Here is a 23,035-nt window from a genome sequence, read left to right on the forward strand (position 1 = left end):
CATATTTATAATAAAAGCTAGGTAATATTAAAACGATCTTCTCAACTTTCCGTATGATTTTTATTAATTTTTACAATCTGCACATGCGATTTCGATCCATCTCCATCATACTCGTCAATGATCACAGCACGTAACCAAAACCCTGCACAATACTACACAGACAAAGACTTTTTCAGTTATAAAATATCCAGACACCCTACAAATCATTGCCGCATGTACCCCGATATAGAATGACTGTGCCTTTAAAAACAAATTTTTCTGTTAAGCAATGCTTTCCCTTTTTTATTTTTATCCTTCTGTTCGGGTGTCAAAAACCCGAGCCTCAACCTATCCCAGAACAGGTACAAAAACAATCACAACAAGATGAACCGGTAGATTTATCGTTATTATGCAAAAATCTTGAAAAAAACATGCTGGCCATTAATGCGGAACGTACCACTTTTGCCTTGGAACAGATCAATCAGGATTTAAAGTTATGCTTGCCGCTGTCTACCTTAGCCGAACAGCAACATTTATTGGCCCTATCCACCCAAATGTATAACAATTTCTTAACAGTCGATAGAACAGCTGCGCAACAATCTGCATTCGAAGCCTATGCCTTTGATTTGTCACAGCATCCAACCATTCAACAAAACCGTTTTGAACAGCTGACTTTACGTGACCAGTATTTATTAAAACATAAGGGACAAGCTTATATTGAACTGTTTGATCGCGGTAAGGGCCGGGTCAATTATCGCCGCAGTCCCGAATATTTAGCCCGAATTTTTGCCCCTTATATGCCACCAGCCGAACAGGTCTTTATTGAAAATCTGGCCACACAGAATATGCAGCCGGTATTGTCAGAGCATATCTTAATTGTTGAACCGCATGAGATTGCGTCTCGGGCCTTATTTTGGGAAGACTATTTACATCAATATCCTAAAAGCAGCTATCGTAAAGATGCCGAATATCTGTTGCAGATGTATACCCTGTTTTTATTTAAAGGCATGAAAGACTCTCCGGTTTCAGACAGTTATATTGACAAGTATGCAGTACAAAGCAGTTCGCTAGATGAAATTGAAAAACTGGCCGAGGTCAAAAACTCGCATTTAGCCACTCAAGCCACAAAATTTCTGCATTTTTTACAATTATCTGAACAGCAACGCCTGAAAGATATTCCTGTTCAGCTCAGCCCGCAGGAACAGCAGTCCCAAACTGAAAATCAACTGGCTGTTAAACAGTTGGATCAGTATCTGGGTCTGGCAAATCTCAGTCTTTCCAACCCACGCGACTGTTTTAGTGATGCAGTCTGTCTTTAAACATTTGTTTTCTGTGCATGATCAATAAAACCACTGAAAAGCGATATTTTATGTGAATGTTTTTTGCTAGTACGACATGTTAAGATTGACGCATAGCTTGACGGAGCGCGAGTAATAACTTGCTGAGATCACCTAAGTTCTATATACAAATATGGCATTTGAGGGTGAGTACCGTTGAACCTGATCAGGTTAAGACCTGCGTAGGAATCAAGCCATCAAAAAACCTAAGCCCTCAATTTATTCGTGTTGATTCTTTCAATGAATTTACCTGGATAATGCAGCCACGTTTTTGGTCGTGCTTGATTCGTTGATGTCATTCACAAGGATCACCGCAATGCACCAATTAACGAATCTCTCTGCAACTGATATTTCTGCTCAACATGAGCAAGATGCTAAAGATCTCACCCGAATTTTACCGGCTTCCCAAAAAGTCTATGTCCAAGGTTCACGTAGCGACATTCAGGTTCCCATGCGTGAAATTGCCTTGACCGAGACCCCGACAGGTCTGGGTGGCGAACACAATCCTGCCATTATGGTCTATGACACTTCAGGCGTTTATACCGACCCGAATGTTGCCATTGACCTGAATAAAGGTTTGCCCAATGTTCGTGAAACATGGATTGAAGAACGTCAGGATACTGAACGTTTAGATACCCTGAGCTCGGCTTTTGGACAGGAACGCCTGAAGGATATTCGCACCGCAGACATCCGCTTCGCCCATATTCAAAAGCCGCGTCGTGCCAAAGCAGGTAAAAATGTCACCCAGATGCACTATGCACGTCAGGGTATCATTACCCCGGAAATGGAATATATCGCCATTCGTGAAAACCAGCGCCAGCAGGCAGGTGTAGATGCACGCCAGCATGTAGGTCAAAACTTCGGGGCCAAAAATCTGACTGAAATTACCCCCGAATTTGTGCGTCAGGAAGTAGCGGAAGGCCGTGCAATTATTCCGGCCAACATTAACCATCCTGAAATTGAGCCGATGATTATCGGACGTAATTTCCTGGTGAAAATCAATGCCAACATCGGCAACTCGGCGCTCGGTTCAAGCATTGATGAAGAAGTGGCGAAAATGACCTGGGCGACGCGCTGGGGTGCCGACACCATCATGGATTTATCGACCGGGAAAAACATTCATGAAACCCGTGAATGGATTATCCGCAACTCGCCTGTCCCGATTGGTACCGTTCCAATCTATCAGGCGTTGGAAAAAGTCGATGGCGTGGCTGAAGATTTAACCTGGGAAATCTTTAAAGACACCCTGATTGAACAGGCAGAACAAGGCGTGGATTACTTCACCATTCATGCCGGCGTGCTTTTACGATACGTGCCGCTGACCGCAAATCGACTTACCGGAATTGTGTCACGTGGCGGTTCCATTATGGCGCAGTGGTGTCTGGCGCATCATCAGGAAAACTTCCTCTATACGCATTTCGATGAGATCTGCGAAATCATGAAAGCCTATGACGTGTCCTTCAGTTTGGGCGATGGTTTGCGTCCGGGCTCTATTCAGGATGCCAATGATGAAGCACAATTTTCAGAATTACGGACTTTAGGTGAACTGACCCATCGCGCGTGGCAACATGATGTTCAAGTAATGATTGAAGGTCCGGGCCATGTTCCTATGCACATGATCAAAGAAAATATGGATCTGCAACTAGAAGTCTGTAAGGAGGCACCTTTCTATACCCTGGGCCCTTTAACCACCGATATTGCTCCGGGCTATGACCATATTACTTCAGCGATTGGTGCTGCCATGATTGGCTGGTACGGTACGGCCATGCTGTGCTATGTCACACCGAAAGAGCACTTAGGCTTGCCGAACAAGAAAGATGTCAAAGACGGTATCATCACCTATAAAATTGCTGCCCACGCAGCCGATTTGGCCAAGGGACATCCGGGTTCACAAGTACGTGATAATGCTCTATCCAAAGCACGTTTCGAATTCCGTTGGGAGGATCAGTTCAATTTGAGTCTGGATCCTGATACTGCACGCAGCATGCATGATGAAACCATGCCGAAGGAAGCACATAAGTCCGCGCATTTCTGTTCCATGTGTGGTCCTAAATTCTGTTCCATGAAAATCACCCAGAATGTGAGGGATTATGCGAAAAATCAAAGCAATGTGGAGCAAAGTCAAGAACAGGATACAGAGATTGAAGCAGGTTTGAATGCCATGAAAACCAGCTATCATGAAAATGGTCAAAAATTGTACCACAAGCTGTAATTCTGAAAAAAAAATCTTTTATTTTCATGAAATTCTCAGTTAGGATGAATGTATGCTTTTCATCCTGACTGAGCTATATGAATATTATTAGACAAGCCACATATAACAGCGACCAAGTCAAAATTCAGTCCCGTGAATATCTTTTTCGTGGCTTTATTCAGGTTGAAAAAGTGAATCTCTGCCATCGTTTATTTAACCAGCGCGAATTCACTCCGGTCATGCAACGTGAACTGATTCACCGGCCTGAAGCTGCGGGTGTGCTGATTTATAATGATGCGCAGCAAAAATTTGCCCTGATTGAACAATTCCGTGTCGGTGCGATGGATGATGCAGATTCTCCGTGGCAACTGGAAGTAATTGCCGGTGTACTTGATGGCAATGAGTCAGCGGAAAGCTGTATACGCCGTGAAAGTCTAGAGGAATCGGGCTGTAAGATTGATCAGTTACAGCATTTATTCAGCTTTTATCCATCGGCAGGTGCCTGTTCCGAACTGTTCCATTTATACAGTGCTGAAGCACATCTTCCTGAACAAGGCGGAGTTTTTGGCATGCCGGATGAAGGGGAAAATATTCAATTGCACATTATTGACTATAGGGAAATAGCTACTTTAATGAGCAATGGTCGCTTAAAAAATGCGCCGGTCATTATGGCATTGCAATGGTTGCAACAACATATTAAAACAACAAGGAATGTCTAAGGAGTCAGACATGACTTTATCCAACAATAATCAAGACCAGCAAGACTGGACCATTATTCAGATTTCAGACACACATCTCATGAATCAGGAAGATTTAGAATTTGTGCATATGAATCCTGAGCACAGTTTTCATGCAATCATCAAGCAAATTCAGCAGCACTATCCGAATACCGATGCCATTATCCATACCGGTGACTTGGCTCAAGTCCCGGTCGCAGAGACCTATAGCCGTTATTTATCTTTTATGCAGACGCTGGGAATCCCGTTTTATCAGATTCCGGGTAATCATGACGACCTGGATTTTTTCCCTTTTTACCAAAATAAGGATGAGGCGCAGGCCATTCATTTTGGTAAATGGAGCTTTGTGCTATTAAACAGTGCAGTACGAGACCGGACCGATGGCTGGATTGAACAAGAGCAACTGCAACAACTGGATAGGCTTTTAGCAAAACTGCAACAGCAATTCGTGATCGTGGCATGTCATCATCATCCCTTTGAAATGCAATCAAAATGGATTGATCAGCACATACTGAAAAACACTGAAAACTTAACTGATATTCTGGCCAAGCACAGCAATGTCAAAGCGGTTATTTTTGGTCATGTGCATCAGGATTCGTGGCATGAATGGCAGCACATCCAGTTTTTTTCTACCCCATCCACCTGTGTTCAGTTCAAACCCTTAAGTGAAGATTTTGCCCTGGATAATGAAGCTCCAGGTTTTCGTGTCCTGCATCTGAAAGCCAATGGTGAGCTTGAAACCCAAATTTACCGGGTTCTAACAGCACGACAACAAATTAATAGTGAAATTTCAGGTTATTAACTTTTCATTTTGTTTTTTTTCTATTACTTTATGCCTTCTAAAGGAAGCATGGTCGATAGAATCCAAGCATCAAAGACTATCTAAAAGCACAAAAAGTCTATATGATGACGACCCTCGAAGGAAAATCTCCTTAGGGTTGGATAAAAACACTTGCATATCACCATATTTTTTGCGTATAGATAATACGTATATGATGAGGAATGCCCTATATGGCGAATGACAACCAAAATCAAGTCTTGGACGAACAAACTGATGTGGTAGATGAGAAATCTACCAAACGCGTGCGTAAAACGAAGCCAAAAGCGTCAGAAAGTGGTTCTACTGCTAGCTTATTTGGTATTGCACCTTATCAGCCTAAAAAAAATGAAGAATACATGTCTGAAGGACAGCTTGAGCATTTCCGCCAGATTTTACTGGCCTGGAAAGCTGAACTGATGTCTGAAGTAGACCGCACCTTAAACACCATGCAAGACGAAAATACAGCTTTGCCTGATGTGAATGACCGTGCGACACAAGAAGAAGAGTTTGCTATTGAACTCCGTACTCGTGACCGTGAACGTAAGCTGATTCGCAAGATTGAGCAATCCATCGAAGCGATTAAAAACGATGATTACGGTTTCTGTGAAACTTGTGGTATTGAAATTGGTCTGCGTCGTCTTGAAGCACGTCCAACTGCAACCCTTTGTATTGACTGCAAAACGCTAGCAGAAATCAAAGAGAAGCAAAATAACGGTTAATTATGTTATCCAATAATCCTCCCCTAACCCCTCCTTTAATAAAGGAGGGGGATAACAGGATGGCTTATGTGGGCCGGTTTGCGCCATCGCCAACCGGCCCTTTGCATTTTGGCTCACTCATTACCGCTGTGGCCAGTTATTGCGATGCACGTGCCCATCAGGGTCAATGGCTGGTCCGGATTGAAGATACCGACATTCCCCGCATTTACCCCGGTAGCGAAGCACATATCCTGCACTCAATCGATGCTTTTCAGTTCGCACCTGATGCCGAGATCATTTTCCAAAAAGACCGCCTCGATATTTATGAATCTGTGATTGAGCAGCTGCATCAGCAAGGCTGGGTCTATGCTTGCCAGTGCACCCGTAAAATGCTCGGTTCCAATCATATCTATGCCGGGACCTGCCGAGATTTAAATCTGCTTTTTGAGCATCAAGCCATCCGTCTGAAAGTATCGGATCAGGCCATTTGCTTTACTGACCGTTTACAAGGATCTCACTGTTGCAACCTGCAACAAGACCTCGGTGACTTTGTGCTGAAGCGTCGTGATGGCATTATCAATTACCAGTTAGCAGTCGTCGTGGATGATTATCTACAAGGCATGACCCATGTGGTTCGCGGTGCCGACCTGCTGGACAATACTGAACGGCAAATCTGGCTCGGTTCGCTACTGGGTTATCGCAAACTTGAATATATGCATCTGCCTTTGGCGATGAATGATCAGGGTCAAAAACTCTCTAAACAGAATCTGGCGCAAGCGCTTGATCTCAAGCGTGCTCCTGAATTACTACAGCAGACCATTCGCGCTTTGCATCAGCCAGAAGTTGATTTAGACACGCCAGAAAATATGCTGAAACAGGCTATTTCCCAATGGAATATTGACTTAATTCCACATACAACCGAGCTACAAGGCAGCTATTTATAAAATCCAGATTAGGATTAAGCTAAGAAAATCTACATCAGAAATGGCAGATTGAAGATGTTTTTTATATTTGGTATTGGTCCTAAAACCAAGGTAGTGGAGAAAAGTCAGTTTCTTTGTCCAGTCTGCAGAACACGCAGCGCTTATGAATTGAAACAGCAACGCAATTATTTTTCTTTATTTTTTATTCCACTGATTCCCCTTTCAAAAGCCAAAGGAGAATTTGTGAAATGTCTGCATTGTGGAACTGAAATGCCAAGCACAGTACTGAACCATGCTTAGCCGAATTGATTGCCAGCTTTGGGCTAGAAGCTGGATTCTTCTTTGCTTGGATTGGCCTTTTGTGTGGTGGCATCAATCTTCAAAATCAGGCTGATCATCACTGCACACATAATTAAAGATGAACCCCCATAACTAATAAACGGCAAAGTCAAACCTTTGGTCGGTAACATGCCCATATTCATCCCGGCATTCACCAGGATTTGCAGCAAGAAAATAATACTGATGCCATAGGCCAGATAACCTGCACGCAAGTATTGGTGCTGCAAGGCACGGTGTCCGATTTTGATACAGCACACCACCATCATAAAGGACAGGATCAATACCGTACTGATCCCGAAGAAGCCGAATTCTTCACCTAAAATAGCCAACATAAAGTCGGTATGCGCTTCAGGCAGATAAGACATTTTCTGAATACTATGACCCAGTCCTACCCCCATCCATTCACCCCGACCAAAGGCCATCAGTGCATTAGACAACTGATAACCGGTTCCCAAAGGGTCTGCCCAGGGATTGGTAAAGGACAGCGCGCGCTGCAGGCGGTAAGGCTCAAAGATAATCGCAGCGGCCAAAGCAAATACAATCGCGATCAGGAAGAAAATAAACTGAATCGGCGGTGCGCCAGCCAGAAAGAAAATGCCTAAAATCATCAGGACAATAACCGCAGTCGCGCCCAGATCGGGTTCCAGCAGGATTAAGCCTACAGTGATGATCATCACGCCGACTAAACGGTACAGGCCGGAAGCGCTGTTTCTCACCTCTTTCGCCCTTCGCACCACATAATCGGCGGTGAAGATGGCCATCATCACCTTGGCGACTTCGGAAGCCTGCAAGGTAAATCCGGCAATACGAATCCATCGGGTGGAACCATTGACCTCGGAACCGGCGACCAATACCACTGCCAGCAACAGAATGGTCATGATCCACAGTGGAAAGGTATTATTAAACCAGACATTCAGCGACACTTTATAAGCCAAAAATGCGGCAACAGCGGCCACAAAAATGGAAATGCCGTGTCGGATCACATAGTGAAATGCATTTTCATGTAATCGGTCTGCATAGGGCATCGATGCCGATGCCACCATGATTGAACCAATACACAGCAAGGTGATTACACAAAAAATCAGTACATTACGCGGCGTAACTTCAGCGGGGATTTTCGGCCCCCACTCATTGTAAACCTGATTAATTTTATTTATGGTCGTCTGAGCTAACCCAGCCATACAACTTTCCTTATCGTTCTTTTAAGCCAGTGCATTCACACAATCGACAAATTGATGTCCACGTTCACTATAACCTTTGAACATATCAAAACTTGCGCATGCAGGTGACAATAACACCACATCGTGGGCTTGAGTATGTTGCTGGCATAATTCTACCGCTTCTTTTAAAGATTCGGCATGAATTAAGGTGGTTGTACCTTCAATTGCGCTTTCAATCACGGGTCGATCTTCACCAATCAGCACGGCAACTTTGGCATATTTAGTTAGAGCTTCACGAAGTGCGCTAAAGTCCTGCCCTTTACCTTGACCACCTAGAATAATAGCGACTTTTCCGCCCTGCGGCTCAATCGCTGCACCCAGACCATCAATAGCCGCCAAGGTTGCGCCAATGTTGGTGCCTTTAGAGTCATTATAATAACGAACCCCGTGCACTTCTTTGACAAATTCACAGCGGTGCTCTAAACCTTTAAAGGTTTTCAGCGTTTCAAGCATGCTCTCTAAAGGCAGGCCAATCGCCTCACCCAAAGCCAGACATGCCAAGGCATTGGCAACGTTATGCGTACCTTGAATGTACATGTCTGAACTTTTCAATAAACGTTCACGGCCACGGGCCAACCAGATACTGCCATTATCTTCTTTTAAAATACCATATTGATTTAAATCAGGCGCATTCAAACCAAAGCTCTGCATTGGTGTATTATCTGGAACCAGCGGGCGGGTCAAAGAATCATCACGGTTATAGACCACTTTTTTCACACCCTGGAAAATGCGGTGTTTTGCCGTATGATAACCAAACATATCGCCATGACGGTCAAGATGGTCTTCACTCATATTCAGCACCACAGCCACTTCAGCATTTAAATTGGATGTCGTTTCTAACTGAAAGCTGGATAACTCCAAAATATAAAGTTCAGGATCATCTCTGGTTAAATCCAGTGCCGGACGACCCAAGTTACCGCCCACAGCCACTTTTTTGCCGGCATCTTTTGCCATCAAGCCAATGAGTGTGGTGACAGTACTTTTGGCATTTGAGCCGGTAATGGCCACAATCGGTTTATCGGTTGCACGGCGCAAAATCTGAATTTCACTCACCACCGGAATGCCTTTGGCAATTGCAGCCTGAATTTCTGGAATCTTCGGATCAAGCCCTGGGCTAATCACGATTTCTTCAGCTTGTAATAATAGATCTTGATCGAGCTGACCAAAACTGGTTTGCACTGCTGCCGGAATCTGGTCATGCCCGGGTGGTGTCTTTCGAGAATCTGTTACTGCAACGCGGTAGCCATTTTCATGTAAGAAATTTACTGCTGCAACACCTGAAATTCCGAGTCCTGCAACGACTTTTAATCCACCACGCTGTATTAACATTTTTGCCCCATTTTTTGGTACGTTTTCAAAACTGACAAAATGTTAGCACTTTGCTGTTTTGAATGCTTTTTCTGTTTTGACTTTATCTCGGCTTTTTTGTGTCAGTGCGTAAAAAAACCGTCATAAATGACGGTTTTCAATTTTTTTCCCGGCAGTAGATTTTATTTCCACTTTACTGCCTGGACTTCAGGTTTTTTCTTGGCAGGACTGTCTGAGGCCGAACAGCCACAACTGCCACCACAGCCAGAGACCATTTCAGGTTTTAACCATTTTGCCAGAACAGTCCAGCCCTGCTGTTGGCAGCCGTTCGAAAGTGAGCTGAAGACTGAATACGCGGCTTTCGGAAAAACTTTCTTAAACACCACCACAGCACTCCAAATGACCAAAGCAGCCACAATGAGAATTTCAATCATTTCAGTCTCCTTTCACTTGTTTGGCTTTGGACAAAATTATCCAAAGTAAAATTATCCAAAGTAATGTGACGCAATTTGATAAGTCAGGAATGACATGAGATACGCCAGTCCAAACAGGTAAATGGTCATTAAGGTTACGGTTTTGAATGAACCTGTTTCACGCTTTACCGTTGCCAGCGTGGCCAGGCAATGCGGCGCATAAATGAACCACACCAGCAAAGATAAACCGGTTGCCAATGACCATGCCAAATCACCGCTGCTGATTAAAGTCGATAAGCCTTGTGCGACCGCATCATCATCAGCTGCAGACAAGGCATATACGGTACCGAGTGCTGCCACCACCACCTCACGAGCCGCCATGGCTGGAATCAAGGCAATACAAATCTGCCAGTTAAAGCCCAATGGCGCAAAAATCGGCTGCATCACATGACCCAGCATACCGGCAAATGAATAGTCAATTGCTGGCCCAACTGCACCTTCTGGCGCCTGCGGGAAAGTACACAGGAACCACAGCAAGACAGATAGCGCAAAGATGATGCCACCCACACGCTTCAAGAAGATCTTGGCGCGGTCGAGTAAGCCAATCCAAACACTTTTCACATCCGGAAAACGATAACTTGGCAATTCCATCAACAAGGCATGCTGGGATTTATCTTTCTGGAAAAATTTCAGCACGGTCGCGACAATCAGGGCACTGACAATACCCGCCATATACAGCGCGAACAATACCAAACCTTGCAGGTTAAACACGCCCCACACCATTTTTGCTGGAATAAAGGCAGAAATCAGCAAAGCATAAACCGGCAAACGCGCAGAACAGGTCATCAATGGCGCAACTAAAATAGTGGTCAAACGGTCACGCGGATCGCTGATGCTACGGGTTGCCATAATGCCCGGCACAGCACAGGCAAAACTGGATAGCAATGGAATAAAGGCCCGGCCACTTAAACCAGCCTTAAACATCAATTTATCCAGCAAGAACGCTGCACGTGGCAAATAGCCGGATTCTTCCAATACCAAAATGAAGAAGAACAGGATCAGAATCTGTGGCAAAAACACCACTACACCACCCGCACCGGCAATAATGCCGTCCACCACCAAACTATTCAGCAATGGATGTGCAATATGCTCACCCACAGTTTCTCCCAGCCATCCGAAAGCCGCTTCAATCCCATCCATAAATGGCGCAGCCCCGGCAAATACCGCCTGGAAGATAATAAACATCATCACAGCCAGGCTGATTAAGCCAAACACCGGATGCAAGAAAATTTTATCCAGAAAATCAGAACGCTTATCTTCATGGTCAACGAAAACCACCACATCTTTTAGAATCTGGGCAATTTTTTCATGATTTGAACCGGAAATCTTGACATCGCTCAGTTCAGTGTTAGGCGTTCTAAATGTTTCAACATCCAGCGCGCCCATCAGGTTTTCAATTCCTGCATTACGCACCGCCACAGTTTCCACCACAGGAATACCTAAACGCTGCGATAATTTTTGCGTGTTGATCTGCATGCCACGACGGCGTGCTTCATCCATCATATTCAGCACAAGCAAAATAGGACGCCCCAGCTCGATCATTTCCAGAACCAGACCGAGATGCAGTTTTAAGTTGGTGGCATCCACCACACACAGGAAAGCATCCTGATCACCTTCTTCAGCAATTTTGCCGTGCACCACATCACGGGTAATGGCTTCATCCGGGCTGGTCGCATTCAGACTATAAGTCCCGGGCAAATCCAGCACACGAACCGCACGTGCTGAAGGCAAGCTGAACTGCCCAACCTTTCGTTCAACCGTGACCCCCGCATAATTACCCACTTTTTGCCGTGTTCCGGTCAAATGGTTGAATAATGATGTTTTACCACAGTTCGGGTTACCTACAAGGGCAATACGTAGCGCATCACTCATGCAGTGATCCCCTCTTCAATTTCAATTTTTTCAGCTTCAACTTTACGCAGTGCGAAACGGGTAAACCCCACCTGAATCAGGATGGGATCGCCACCAAAAATACCTTTGGTAATGACCTGAACTTTTGTCCCCGGTACAAAACCTAAAGTTTCTAAACGACTCGCCACCAGATCAGTCTGAGCTGTATCACCATCCAAAGTACGATTCACTTTGCTAATGATGGCCGTTTGTTTCACTTTCAAATCAGATAATCGCACCGCATCTAATCCTAAAATATTTCGTACAGTATACAAACAAATGAGAATAATTACCAAGTAAGGTTTGATTCCAATTCTCATCTTGTGTGCGGCGTTCGACATTGCAAAAAAATTGGTCTACATTGATCAAGACCAAGAAAAACTTGGGGTTTTCATTTAACGTAGAAGTGACATGCTCAATAAAAAGCCTCGTATTCCCGCAGCTGTAAACATTCCTGAACATTTAAGTTTTTTGCAGGGCTTTCGAGATTATTTAATTGCCCAAACCGTCAGCCCGCATACCCGTAATGCCTATCTGTCTGATTTAATTCAATGTAGTGAGTGCAGTACTGTTGCCATGCAAGACTGGAGCAGTGATGACATTTCCGATGTTTTACTCAACCTGACCCAACAGGGAAAAAGTCCGCGCTCGATTGCGCGCTCACTTTCTGCCCTGCGTTCCTTTTATAAATTTCTGCGTGAGCAAAAATTACGTAGCGACAATCCGGTTGCAACCCATAAAACCCCTAAAATTGGGCGGGCCTTACCGAAGGATTTATCCGAAGCCGATGTTGAAGCCTTAATTAATGCACCAGATATCAATACCGCTCTGGGCTTACGTGACCGGGCAATGTTTGAAGTCCTCTACGCCTGCGGACTACGGGTATCTGAATTGCTCAATTTAAGGCTGGAACTGATTAATCTAAAACAAGGCTATTTGCGTATTGTCGGCAAAGGCAATAAGGAACGTCTGGTTCCTTTGGGGCAGGTCGCTTGTGAATGGATTGAAAAGTATCTACAGCAAGCACGTGCCAGCCTGTATAAATCTGCCACTGACTATGTGTTTTTAACCCAGCATGGTGGCATCATGAGTCGGCAAAATTTCTGGTATGCCATTAAGCGCTATGCTTTGCAAGCCGGCATTCAGACCGAACTTTCACCGCATACCCTGCGGCATGCCTTCGCCACCCATCTGCTCAATCATGGTGCCGACTTGCGTGTGGTACAGATGCTGCTCGGACATAGTGATTTATCCACCACGCAAATTTATACCCACGTGGCTCAGGTTCGCATGCAACAGTTACATGCCACTTATCACCCGCGCGCTTAACGGCAGTAAATATCAGACTAAGAAGTTTTATTTCAGACATTTTTTTTTGTTATGCTTATTCACCTGTTTTTTTATACCTACAAGAAAGGGTTGTTTATGTTATTTACCCGTTCAAAAATTTTTCTCGCATCTACACTTGTTGTTGGCTTGGGATTAACGGCCTGCTCCAATTCGAATAATGATGAAAAAAAGCAAAATACTTTAACCGCTAGCGCACCTGCAACCGGGGAAGCATCCAACCTTTCAGAACGCAATGCACAGCAACGTCTGGTCAACACCTTGCAGCAGCATTTCAAGAAAGCCAATATCAATGCCAAAATTTTAAATATTAAAGCGACTGAAGTCCCTAATCTGTATTGGGTCACTCTCGAAGGCATGTCATCTGTATATGCCACTGCCGATGGCAAATACATTGTTCAGGGCGATGTACTGCGTTTAGGCGACAGTAAAATTCACAATGTCAGTGAAAACCTGCAATCCGAAACCAATAAAAAACTGCTTGCCAACTTAAAAACTGAAGATCTTCTGGTGTATAAAGCCAAAGGCAAGACCAAACATGTGGTCTATGTTTTTACCGATGCCAGCTGTCCGTATTGTCATAAATTACATGAACATATGGCTGAAATTAATGCCCAGGGTATTGAAGTGCGCTATATCGCATGGCCACGTGGCGAACAGTTCATGCCAGCCATGGAAAGCGTATGGTGTAGTGCCGACCGTCAAGCTGCATTCGATCAGGCCATTGCCGGTGCACCGCTTGCTCCAGCGACCTGTAAAAATCCAGTCAGAGATCAATATCAATTGGGCTTGAATATGGGCGTCAACGGTACTCCGGCAATTTATAATACCGAGGGTGTTTACTTGGGTGGATATCTATCGCCTGAAGAATTGGTGCAACGTTTAAATAACTAATTTTTATCAATTCATTTACTAAATTTAATAGGTAAAGATAAAGTGATATCTACCCTAGAGTCTGGCGGTTTTTTTAGCTATGATCTAGTTTCGCTTAAAGTTGAATACATATTTGGAGTGTGACGTGAAACCAGTTCGTCTGGCAATCCTCGGTCTTGGTACTGTGGGTGGTGGTGCCCTTAAACTACTAAAAGAAAATGCTGCTGAGATTAAACGTCGCACCGGTCGAGAAATTCGAATCACTCATGTAGGTACCCGTCGTCCACGTCCTGATCTGGATTTACCTGCTTCAGCGAAGCAAAGTGCTGATCTGCTCGATATCGTTCGTCAACCTGATGTCGATGTGGTGGTTGAAGTTATGGGCGGCATTCACCCTGCTTATGAAGTCATCATGGAAGCGATGAAACACGGCAAGCACATTGTGACGGCCAACAAGGCCTTACTGGCTGAACATGGCAATGAACTGTTTAAAGCGGCCGAAGACCATGCCGTACAAATTGCCTATGAAGCAGCCGTTGCCGGTGGTATTCCGATTATTAAAGTGATTCGTGAAGGTTTGGCTGCCAATAAAATTGACTGGCTGGCGGGCATCATTAACGGTACAGGCAACTTCATTTTAAGTGAAATGCGTGAAAAAGGTCGTGCCTTTGCAGACGTGCTCAAAGAAGCACAAGAACTGGGTTATGCTGAAGCAGATCCAACCTTTGACGTTGAAGGCATTGATGCTGCACATAAACTGACGATTCTGGCTTCATGTGCCTTTGGTATTCCGCTACAGTTCGACAAGGTATTTACCGAAGGCATCAGCAAAGTGACTGCTCAAGACGTAAAATATGCCGAAGACTTGGGCTTCCGTATCAAACACTTGGGTATTGCACGCCGTACCGATGCCGGAATTGAATTACGCGTCCACCCGACCTTGATTCCAGATGACCAGCTGATTGCTAACGTCAACGGTGTAAAAAATGCCGTTCTAGTCCAAGCCAATGCTGTTGGTCCAACACTGTATTACGGTGCTGGCGCTGGTGCTGGTCCAACGGCTTCTGCGGTAGTCGCGGACGTGGTGGATATTGTCCGTGACATTATTTACACAGAAGATGGTGCTGGAACTATTCCGCAGCTTGCGTTTGAAGCACTGACAGACTTACCAATTCTGCCACGTGAAGAAATGACCACCGGATATTACATCCGTATTAATGCCGAAGATCAAACTGGCGTTCTGGCCGATGTCACCACCATTTTAAGCCGTGCCGGTATTAGCATCGACGCGATCATGCAACAGCCGCGCTTAAAAGACCTTATTCCTATCGTGATTCTGACTGATCCAGTGAAAGAATCAAAAATGGATGAAGCCCTTCAGCAAATTCAAGCATTGCCCGTCATTCATGGCGAAATTGTACGAATTCGTTTAGAATCGCTTGATAATTAATCGGGTTGAGGGGAGTATTCCCCTTGCCAAGCTCTACATACAATTGGAACATCATCATGTCTAATGCCAATCGTTATACTGGTTTAGTTGACCGCTATCGCGACCGTTTACCAGTGTCTGCAACAACTCGCGCAATCTCTTTAGGCGAAGGTAACACGCCACTGATCAAGCTTGAGAACATTCCTCGCATTATTGGCAAAAATGTTGAAATTTATGTGAAGTACGAGGGCTTAAACCCGACTGGTTCATTTAAAGACCGTGGCATGACCATGGCGGTAACTAAAGCGGTTGAAGAAGGTTCTAAAGCCATTATCTGTGCATCTACAGGTAACACTTCTGCTGCAGCGGCTGCTTATGCTGCCCGTGCCGGCATCAAAGCGTTCGTACTCATCCCGGAAGGCAAAATTGCCATGGGTAAAATGGCACAAGCCATGATGTACGGTGCGGTAACCATGCAAATTCGCGGCAACTTCGATGACGGTATGCGTCTGGTAAAAGAAGTGGCTGACCAAGCGCCTGTGACCATCGTAAACTCAATCAACCCATACCGTTTGCAAGGTCAAAAAACCATTGCTTACGAAATCGTGGATGAATTAGGTCGTGCACCTGATTATCACTGTCTACCCGTGGGTAACGCAGGTAACATCACTGCACACTGGATGGGTTATACCGAAGCTGTTGCCAACCAGCCTAAAGACCAGTTTGAACAAGTGGTTTATGATGCTGCAACAGATCAATTCACTGGTCCAAAACCTGAAGGTCTGCCAACAATGGTCGGTTACCAGGCTTCTGGCGCTGCTCCATTCTTACGTGGTGCACCAGTGGAAAACCCTGAAACTATCGCAACTGCAATCCGTATCGGTAACCCACAAAGCTGGAACCACGCCAAAGCGGTTGTTCGTGATTCTCAAGGTTGGTTCGACGAACTAACTGATGCTGAAATCCTTGAAGCTCAACGCTTACTTTCTATGTACGAAGGTGTATTCGTAGAACCTGCTTCTGCAGCGTCTATTGGTGGTGCAATTCGTGACATTAAAGCAGGTAAAATTGCTGAAGGTTCTGTAATTGTATGTACAGTAACGGGTAACGGCTTAAAAGACCCTGACACAGCAATCAAACAATGTTCTGATGCAGTGATGTTGTCTATCGATGCGACAATGAATCAAGTCAAAGACTCTATTCTTTCTAATATGTAATTTATTTCATCTTTAGATTGAAACAAAAAGCCCTGCAATTGCAGGGCTTTTTAATTCAGAAGTATTCAAAGGTTGAGTAAATTTGAATACTTCCCAAAATTTAACATTAAATACGTTTGGGTAACTGGCTTGCCCAGCTCATTAAACGTGTTGCATCGTTGGTACGTGCAGCAGAGGAATCTGCTCCAAGAAGTACCACAATTGCAGGACGGTTATTTAAAGTGGTATGCATCACCACACAACGCCCTGCTTCATTGATATAACCTGTTTTTGAAATATTGATATTCCAGCCACCGTTACGTACCAAGGCATTGGTATTGTTCGATTTTAATACACGATAGCCCAAGTTAAAATCATAGCTTGCTGTGGTTGAGAACTGACGGATCAAACTATATTGAGACGCCGTATTCACCAAAATACCCAAGTCTCGTGCTGAAGACACATTACGCGGGTCTAAACCGGAAGACTCCATATAATGGGTTGAATTCATGCCTAAAGATTTTGCCTTGGCATTCATTGCAGCCACAAATGCTGCTCGACCACCCGGATAAGTACGTGCCAATGCTGCTGCTGCAGGGTTTTCAGACTTCATTAAAGCAAACAGTAAAGCTTCAGCGCGATTCATGCTATCACCCGCGCGTAAAGTCGAACTTGAACTTTTACAGCCCGAACATGAAAAGTCAGATTGCTGTAAAGTTATTTTTTCTGACATATTTAAACGGGAATCCGCAATTACGACAGCTGTCATCAGCTTGGTAATCGATGCAATTGGAAAAGCCGTATTGCTATTTTTACTATAAAGCACTTCGCCAGTTTGACCGTCCATCACCAATGCAGCGCGGGCATTAACCGAAGGCTGGTTGCTATAATTGGAATTATTTAAAATTTGTACTGTTTTAGGTGCAGAATGTGTCACCACACCATTCGAACTACGTACGGAAGTGGCTATTTTGGTTGAACCTTGTGGAGAGACTTCTTCAGCTGAAGCATCACCGTTTAATAATTGATTGACATCCTCAGAGGACCAGTTCAACGCAGCCTGTCCCGTCCCTTTAGACGCATCCATCACCAGTTCTGCAAAACTGGCTGAACTCATGCTAAGCAGAATTGAAATGCCCAGCATATGCATTAAAGATTTTTTCGAATTTTTCACGGTGATTTACTCAACTCAAGGAGGCAAGATACATTTGTATATTCCCTCAAAAATGCTTACATTTAGACACAAAGATGAACACTTTTTGTTGCTCACAACATTGTGTATAACATTTAATTGAAAGATATAGAATAGGATTGCTAATTTTGTCATTTCATTGCAAGCTTATTTTGCTTTATGTAACAAAAAAAATGCATTTTTTTGATATGAGGGAGAACTAGGTGATCACAGTTTTAGTGGTAGATGACCATGAATTAGTACGTACCGGAATTTGCCGTATGCTCGAAGACCATGCGGATGTTCAAGTGATTGGTCAGGCTGAATCTGGTGAAGAAGCGATTAACTTAGTCCGCCATCATCATCCTAATGTCGTTTTGCTGGATGTAAACATGCCCGGAATTGGCGGGGTAGAAACCACCCGACGTCTATTGCAAACTGCGCCTGAAACCAAAGTACTGGCGGTCAGTGGCTTGGCTGAAGAGCCCTATCCTTCCTTATTGCTTAAAGCAGGTGCTAAAGGCTATATCACCAAAGGTGCACCTGTGACCGAAATGGTTCGTGCCATCAACAAGGTCATGCAAGGTGGAAAGTATTTCAGTGCCGACATTGCAGAACAACTGGCCAGTTCATATCTTTCTGACACCCAACAGTCTCCTTTCGATGCCTTATCGGAACGTGAAATGCAGGTGGCGATGATGGTGGTGAATTGTATTAGTGCCCAGGAAATTGCCGATAAACTTTTTGTCAGTGTCAAAACAGTAAATACTTACCGTTACCGCATTTTTGAAAAGCTGAATCTGGATAGTGATGTCAAACTGACTCACCTGGCCATTCGCTATGGTCTGATTAAACCTTAATACCCTTTGGCTTGTAGAAGACATGCATGACGCAACCTACCCAGACCTTTGAGTTTAACCAATATCATTTAGGCATTTGGTATAGCACCTACCGATTCATTATTGCGACCAGTCTTCTGCTGATTTTCTTGTTAACTTATCAGCGCTTAAATACCGATTATCATTATCCGCAGCTTTATCTTTACGTGCTGATTGGCTACGTATTTACAAACTGTATCCAGTTAATCACGCTAAAAAGCATACGTTTAAAAATTGCCCAGCAGCTGCCGCTGTTATTTGTTGTCGATGTGATTGCTTTAAGCTTGCTCACCTTGGCAGTAGATGGTCCTAACCTGCAATTAAGTTTGCTGTTTGTGATTACCATCTTTGCCGCATCGTTATTACTGAATGCCAAAAAGGCGCTGATCATTACCTTAATTGCGGTAATTAGTGTGATTTATCAGCTTTTTTTAGGCAGTATCTTTGATTTTTCTTCACTGAATAATATTGGCAATAGTGCGGTACTGGCCTTTCTGTTTTTCGTGGTTTATGGCAGTGGTCAAATTGCGGTAAAACGCTTCCAGTTACTTGAAAATTTAAATTTTTCTCAATCGCTGGAATTAAACCGACTGCAAAACCTGAATCGCTATATTCTGGAACAAATTGAACTGGGTTATCTGGTTTTAGATGAAAACTGTCATATTGTACTGAGCAACCCTGCTGCCTGCATGCTTTTAGGCATTCCCCCACTCTATGCCTATGACAAATACCCCTTATACAAGGCACAGCCCGATTTATTTGAATTACTTAAATTTGATCAACTGCAGGACGGAGAAAAATTCCAGTTTGAGTCACAGCTCAGCCATTATCATATGCATATTGAAGTGCAAAAACTCATGGTTCCGCATCAAACCCTGACCCTGCTGGTGTTGCAGGATGCCACCAAGATCAATCAACGTGTACAACAATTAAAACTCGCGGCATTAGGTCAATTGTCTGCCAGCATTGCCCATGAAATTCGCAATCCTTTAGCGGCCATTGTACAAGCCAATGAACTTTTCAGTGATAGCGATCAGCATCAACAAGCAGCTTTGAGCCGAATGATTTCCAAGCAGGCGCAGCGTATAGACCGGATTGTACAAGACACGCTAAATATGGTGCGCAATAAAGAAACCCATCCTTCAAACATTGAGCTGAAACAGTTTATTCCCTTACTGATTCAGGAAGATTTGGCGGATATTGCCACTCAAATTAAATCTACCGTTCAGGGTAAAATTTTTATTCGTTTCGACGAGGCACAACTTCGTCAAGTTCTGATTAACCTGATTCGCAATGCCATTCGACATAATTCACCTGAGCATTCACATATCGAATTGAATGTTTATTTACAGGAAACCAATGTACGCATTGACGTCCGTGATTTTGGGGCCGGCGTTGCTTCCAAGGATCTGGCTTATTTATTTCAACCTTTTTTTAGTACCGAAATCACAGGAACTGGTTTAGGATTATACCTATCACATAGTTTTTGCGAAGCAAATGAGGCAAAACTGAACTATGTAGAACAAGAACAAGGGGCATGCTTTCGAATAGAATGCCTGCGAGTTGCTTTATAAATTTAAATTGCTGGGGTGTATTGTGGAACAACAACCACTTGTTTTATTGGTGGATGATGAGGAAGATTTGTGTACCCTCATGCAAATGTCTTTATCTCGTATTGGGATCAAAACCCATATTGCACATCGTGTTGAACAGGCTAAAAAGTTCCTGTCTGAATATCGCTATGATGCCTGTTTAACCGATTTAAATTTGCCAGACGGTAATGGACTGCAACTGGTGGAATGGATTAACCAGCATTTTCCCTCCATACCGGTCGCGGTACTGACTGCCTATGGCAATATGGAAATTGCCATTGCAGCACTTAAAGCTGGCGCCTTCGATTTTGTCAACAAACCGGTGAATCAGAAGCATCTGGAACAACTCCTGCAAAAAGCTTTTAACAAACCGTTTGAACATTTTCAGACCAAAGAAGACAGTTTGGAACAAAAATTATTAGTTGGACAATCCCTGCCGATTCAACAGTTACGAGTGACCTTAAATAAAATTGCCCGCTCTCAGGCACCGGTATTTATTACCGGTGAATCCGGGACAGGAAAAGAAGTGATTGCCAATCTGGTACATCGCCTCAGTAACCGTAATGAAGGTCCGTTTATTGCCATTAACTGCGGAGCCATTCCGACTGAATTGATGGAAAGTGAACTGTTTGGGCATAAAAAAGGCAGCTTTACTGGTGCCACACAAGACAAACAGGGCCTGATTCAATCTGCCCATGGCGGCAGTTTGTTTTTGGATGAAATTGCCGAACTGCCTTTAAGCATGCAGGTTAAACTGCTGCGTGCGGTACAGGAAAAACGCATTCGTCCAGTCGGTTCAGACAATGAAATTGATGTCGACTTTCGCGTGATTAGTGCCAGTCATCAGGATCTTGAAGCCTTGGTTCAGCAAGGCCGCTTTAGACAGGATTTATTCTTCCGCATCCATGTCATGGATTTGGTGCTGCCTCCGCTGCGTGAACGCGGTGACGATATTATTTTATTGGCGCATCACTTTATTCAGAGAATTAGTCAGGAATGGGATATTCCACCAAAACAGCTGACTGATCGTGCGAAAAGCTTTTTATTGAGTCAGTATTATCCCGGAAATGTGCGTGAACTGCGTAATATTATTGAACGTGCCATTACCTTAAGCGATGACGAAAAAATCGACTTGCAACACTTGCAAAGTGCACCTTTACGTTATCCTACCGCAGCAGCGCCAGCCGTAACGGAAGATCACCATACATTGCGTAGTGATATCCTGATTTCTTCCAAGAAATTACCTGATGAAGGTTTAGAGCTTTATCTGGAAAATATTGAAAAAGATATTTTACTCAATGCCCTGAATTTAACCCATTGGAACAGAACACTGGCCGCTAAAAAACTGGGCATGTCTTTCCGTTCTTTGCGTTATCGTCTGAAAAAATTTGGCCTGGATACCGACGAGGATTAGGTCGTTTTATTGAGGACCAAGCCGTTTATTTATGACTTAAAATGATCTCTGCAACATGTTCCAGATAGTTTTCTTCTTTCATCTCATGTTGCAGCAGATACTGTTGATTGGGCTGAATGCCCACACCTTCAATCATCTGCCCTTTCGGGGTGTAGTAATGCGATACTGTCATCTGTAAAGCAGCACCATTGGACAGCGGGAACAGTTTTTGTACTACCCCTTTGCCATAGCTTTTCTCACCCACCACCCAGGCACGGTCGTGATCTTTCATGGCAGCAGTAAAAACTTCAGCGGCAGAAGCCGAACGGTTATTGATTAAAATACCAAGCTTTAAATTCTGAAATTCAAAACTGGGCAAGGCCTGAAACTGCTGATCGCCTTCGGAACGGCTTTTAGTTGATACGATGATGCCTTGATTCAGGAATAAGTCGGCCGATTCAACTGCAGCCGACAACAAGCCGCCAGGATTATTTCTTAAATCGAGCAATACCGCTTTCAGACGTGAAGAAGAAGAATGTTCTTCAATCAAGCGCTTGATTTCATTAGCTGTATCTTGCTGAAAAACTTTAACTTTGATGACCAGCACCTGATTATGCAGCAGCGTTGCCTGAATATCGGTTTCTATTTTTTTATTACGCACCAAAATCAGCGGCTTGCTATTTTGTGCCAGTTGCAAGCTTAAGGTAGAGCCAATCGAACCATTCAGCAGGCTATTGACCTGATCATGGTTGAGTTTTTTCAGTTCCTGATCATCAACCTTGAAAACGCTCACGCCATTGCGCAAACCTTGCTTGGCTGAGTCAGCATTTTCCTTTAAACCTTGAATAGCCCATTGATGCAACTGCTGGTCATAACCCAGTTCAAAATCGACAGAGGCAATATCGCCTTCGGTATATTGCAACAGCTGCTTATAATCTTCTGGACTTAAATAACGTGAATAACGATCCAGACCACTCACCAGACCTTTAATAGCCTGCTGAAATAAGGTTTCGTCATTTTTGTCATCGACATAATTTTCTTTGACTATGCTATAAATCTGGACAAATTGCTGAATTGATTCCACCGGAACTTCAGCATAATTTTGTTCGACCTCATCATCAAAATCTAAAACAGGCTGAGCCTTGCCTTTTACCGCAGCAAGGGCGGAATGGCTCATACACATGAATAACGTTGTTAAAATGACAACCTTTTTCCAGCGCTGTAAAGCCATCCATCCACCT

The 23,035-nt window shown here is 44.0% G+C and carries 21 protein-coding genes and 1 riboswitch; of the genes, 14 read left to right on the forward strand and 7 right to left on the reverse strand.

Annotation, left to right across the window (positions count from 1 at the left end):
• Positions 1–230: 230 nt before the first annotated feature.
• The 7 genes from B9T29_RS01030 to B9T29_RS01060 all read left to right on the forward strand — a co-directional run bounded on the left by B9T29_RS01030 (position 231) and on the right by B9T29_RS01060 (position 6,985).
• Entirely contained in the window at positions 231–1,298 is a 1,068-nt protein-coding gene (locus tag B9T29_RS01030) for a hypothetical protein (protein WP_213033292.1), read from the forward strand.
• A 91-nt stretch (positions 1,299–1,389) separates the two neighbouring features.
• Positions 1,390–1,522: riboswitch (TPP riboswitch) on the forward strand.
• 110 nt (positions 1,523–1,632) lie between these two features.
• Positions 1,633–3,528: a phosphomethylpyrimidine synthase ThiC gene (gene thiC / locus B9T29_RS01035; protein WP_086174130.1), complete on the forward strand. Its 1,896-nt coding sequence runs from the start codon at positions 1,633–1,635 to the stop codon at positions 3,526–3,528.
• Positions 3,529–3,605: 77 nt separating this feature from the next.
• Positions 3,606–4,226 (forward strand): NUDIX domain-containing protein, encoded by a 621-nt coding sequence (locus B9T29_RS01040; protein ID WP_086174131.1) that lies wholly within the window; start codon positions 3,606–3,608, stop codon positions 4,224–4,226.
• 10 nt (positions 4,227–4,236) lie between these two features.
• Positions 4,237–5,046, forward strand: coding sequence for a 3',5'-cyclic-AMP phosphodiesterase (gene cpdA, locus B9T29_RS01045; protein ID WP_086174132.1), 810 nt, complete (start codon positions 4,237–4,239; stop codon positions 5,044–5,046).
• Between the two features lie 209 nt (positions 5,047–5,255).
• Entirely contained in the window at positions 5,256–5,783 is a 528-nt protein-coding gene (gene dksA / locus B9T29_RS01050; protein ID WP_086174133.1) for an RNA polymerase-binding protein DksA, read from the forward strand.
• A gap of 2 nt (positions 5,784–5,785) precedes the next feature.
• Positions 5,786–6,706 (forward strand): tRNA glutamyl-Q(34) synthetase GluQRS, encoded by a 921-nt coding sequence (gene gluQRS, locus B9T29_RS01055; RefSeq protein WP_171263939.1) that lies wholly within the window; start codon positions 5,786–5,788, stop codon positions 6,704–6,706.
• Between the two features lie 54 nt (positions 6,707–6,760).
• On the forward strand, positions 6,761–6,985 hold the full coding sequence (locus tag B9T29_RS01060; RefSeq protein ID WP_086174135.1) for a zinc-ribbon domain-containing protein: 225 nt from the start codon (positions 6,761–6,763) through the stop codon (positions 6,983–6,985).
• Positions 6,986–7,008: 23 nt separating this feature from the next.
• On the opposite strand, the gene ftsW is transcribed toward B9T29_RS01060, so the two are convergent.
• The 5 genes from ftsW to B9T29_RS01085 all read right to left on the reverse strand — a co-directional run bounded on the left by ftsW (position 7,009) and on the right by B9T29_RS01085 (position 12,154).
• Complete coding sequence (ftsW, locus tag B9T29_RS01065) at positions 7,009–8,205, reverse strand: putative lipid II flippase FtsW (RefSeq protein ID WP_086174136.1); 1,197 nt, start codon at positions 8,203–8,205, stop codon at positions 7,009–7,011.
• A 21-nt stretch (positions 8,206–8,226) separates the two neighbouring features.
• A complete protein-coding gene (gene murD, locus B9T29_RS01070; protein ID WP_086174137.1) occupies positions 8,227–9,573 on the reverse strand; it encodes a UDP-N-acetylmuramoyl-L-alanine--D-glutamate ligase in 1,347 nt (448 codons plus the stop codon).
• A 161-nt stretch (positions 9,574–9,734) separates the two neighbouring features.
• Entirely contained in the window at positions 9,735–9,986 is a 252-nt protein-coding gene (locus B9T29_RS01075) for a DUF6587 family protein (protein WP_086174138.1), read from the reverse strand.
• A 51-nt stretch (positions 9,987–10,037) separates the two neighbouring features.
• Positions 10,038–11,897, reverse strand: a complete 1,860-nt coding sequence (feoB, locus tag B9T29_RS01080; protein WP_086174139.1) for a ferrous iron transport protein B — start codon at positions 11,895–11,897, stop codon at positions 10,038–10,040.
• Complete coding sequence (locus tag B9T29_RS01085; protein ID WP_086174140.1) at positions 11,894–12,154, reverse strand: FeoA family protein; 261 nt, start codon at positions 12,152–12,154, stop codon at positions 11,894–11,896. Before B9T29_RS01085 ends, feoB begins: the two co-directional genes overlap by 4 nt.
• Positions 12,155–12,326: 172 nt before the next feature.
• Here B9T29_RS01085 and xerD point away from each other — a divergent pair, with 172 nt between their 5' ends.
• The 4 genes from xerD (at position 12,327) to thrC (ending at position 16,781) form a co-directional block, all read left to right on the forward strand.
• Entirely contained in the window at positions 12,327–13,244 is a 918-nt protein-coding gene (gene xerD / locus B9T29_RS01090; RefSeq protein WP_086174141.1) for a site-specific tyrosine recombinase XerD, read from the forward strand.
• A gap of 96 nt (positions 13,245–13,340) precedes the next feature.
• A complete protein-coding gene (locus B9T29_RS01095; protein WP_086174142.1) occupies positions 13,341–14,156 on the forward strand; it encodes a DsbC family protein in 816 nt (271 codons plus the stop codon).
• 124 nt (positions 14,157–14,280) lie between these two features.
• Positions 14,281–15,585, forward strand: coding sequence for a homoserine dehydrogenase (locus B9T29_RS01100; protein ID WP_086174143.1), 1,305 nt, complete (start codon positions 14,281–14,283; stop codon positions 15,583–15,585).
• Between the two features lie 56 nt (positions 15,586–15,641).
• Positions 15,642–16,781: a threonine synthase gene (gene thrC / locus B9T29_RS01105; protein WP_086174144.1), complete on the forward strand. Its 1,140-nt coding sequence runs from the start codon at positions 15,642–15,644 to the stop codon at positions 16,779–16,781.
• A gap of 106 nt (positions 16,782–16,887) precedes the next feature.
• On the opposite strand, the gene B9T29_RS01110 is transcribed toward thrC, so the two are convergent.
• Entirely contained in the window at positions 16,888–17,934 is a 1,047-nt protein-coding gene (locus tag B9T29_RS01110) for a serine hydrolase (RefSeq protein ID WP_143223854.1), read from the reverse strand.
• A gap of 221 nt (positions 17,935–18,155) precedes the next feature.
• On the opposite strand from B9T29_RS01110, the gene B9T29_RS01115 reads away from it, so the two are divergent.
• The 3 genes from B9T29_RS01115 to B9T29_RS01125 are packed head-to-tail and all read left to right on the forward strand — an operon-like array spanning position 18,156 to position 21,815.
• Complete coding sequence (locus B9T29_RS01115; RefSeq protein WP_086174145.1) at positions 18,156–18,791, forward strand: response regulator; 636 nt, start codon at positions 18,156–18,158, stop codon at positions 18,789–18,791.
• A 26-nt stretch (positions 18,792–18,817) separates the two neighbouring features.
• Complete coding sequence (locus B9T29_RS01120) at positions 18,818–20,383, forward strand: sensor histidine kinase (RefSeq protein WP_086174146.1); 1,566 nt, start codon at positions 18,818–18,820, stop codon at positions 20,381–20,383.
• Between the two features lie 19 nt (positions 20,384–20,402).
• Positions 20,403–21,815, forward strand: a complete 1,413-nt coding sequence (locus B9T29_RS01125) for a sigma-54-dependent transcriptional regulator (protein ID WP_171263945.1) — start codon at positions 20,403–20,405, stop codon at positions 21,813–21,815.
• Positions 21,816–21,840: 25 nt separating this feature from the next.
• Here B9T29_RS01125 and B9T29_RS01130 read toward each other — a convergent pair whose 3' ends face one another.
• Positions 21,841–23,025, reverse strand: coding sequence for a S41 family peptidase (locus tag B9T29_RS01130; RefSeq protein ID WP_086174147.1), 1,185 nt, complete (start codon positions 23,023–23,025; stop codon positions 21,841–21,843).
• Positions 23,026–23,035: the final 10 nt, after the last annotated feature.

This window comes from Acinetobacter sp. ANC 3903 (assembly GCF_002135315.1).
GTDB lineage: Bacteria > Pseudomonadota > Gammaproteobacteria > Pseudomonadales > Moraxellaceae > Acinetobacter.

Bases quoted from the DNA above. Each gene is read 5' to 3' on its own strand.
- B9T29_RS01095 (WP_086174142.1), top strand. From the start codon at position 13,341: ATGTTATTTACCCGTTCAAAAATTTTTCTCGCATCTACACTTGTTGTT.
- cpdA (WP_086174132.1), top strand. From the start codon at position 4,237: ATGACTTTATCCAACAATAATCAAGACCAGCAAGACTGGACCATTATT.
- B9T29_RS01130 (WP_086174147.1), bottom strand. From the start codon at position 23,025: ATGGCTTTACAGCGCTGGAAAAAGGTTGTCATTTTAACAACGTTATTC.
- B9T29_RS01060 (WP_086174135.1), top strand. From the start codon at position 6,761: ATGTTTTTTATATTTGGTATTGGTCCTAAAACCAAGGTAGTGGAGAAA.
- feoB (WP_086174139.1), bottom strand. From the start codon at position 11,897: ATGAGTGATGCGCTACGTATTGCCCTTGTAGGTAACCCGAACTGTGGT.
- thrC (WP_086174144.1), top strand. From the start codon at position 15,642: ATGTCTAATGCCAATCGTTATACTGGTTTAGTTGACCGCTATCGCGAC.
- murD (WP_086174137.1), bottom strand. From the start codon at position 9,573: ATGTTAATACAGCGTGGTGGATTAAAAGTCGTTGCAGGACTCGGAATT.
- B9T29_RS01040 (WP_086174131.1), top strand. From the start codon at position 3,606: ATGAATATTATTAGACAAGCCACATATAACAGCGACCAAGTCAAAATT.
- B9T29_RS01075 (WP_086174138.1), bottom strand. From the start codon at position 9,986: ATGATTGAAATTCTCATTGTGGCTGCTTTGGTCATTTGGAGTGCTGTG.
- dksA (WP_086174133.1), top strand. From the start codon at position 5,256: ATGGCGAATGACAACCAAAATCAAGTCTTGGACGAACAAACTGATGTG.
- xerD (WP_086174141.1), top strand. From the start codon at position 12,327: ATGCTCAATAAAAAGCCTCGTATTCCCGCAGCTGTAAACATTCCTGAA.
- ftsW (WP_086174136.1), bottom strand. From the start codon at position 8,205: ATGGCTGGGTTAGCTCAGACGACCATAAATAAAATTAATCAGGTTTAC.
- B9T29_RS01030 (WP_213033292.1), top strand. From the start codon at position 231: ATGACTGTGCCTTTAAAAACAAATTTTTCTGTTAAGCAATGCTTTCCC.
- thiC (WP_086174130.1), top strand. From the start codon at position 1,633: ATGCACCAATTAACGAATCTCTCTGCAACTGATATTTCTGCTCAACAT.
- gluQRS (WP_171263939.1), top strand. From the start codon at position 5,786: ATGTTATCCAATAATCCTCCCCTAACCCCTCCTTTAATAAAGGAGGGG.
- B9T29_RS01120 (WP_086174146.1), top strand. From the start codon at position 18,818: ATGACGCAACCTACCCAGACCTTTGAGTTTAACCAATATCATTTAGGC.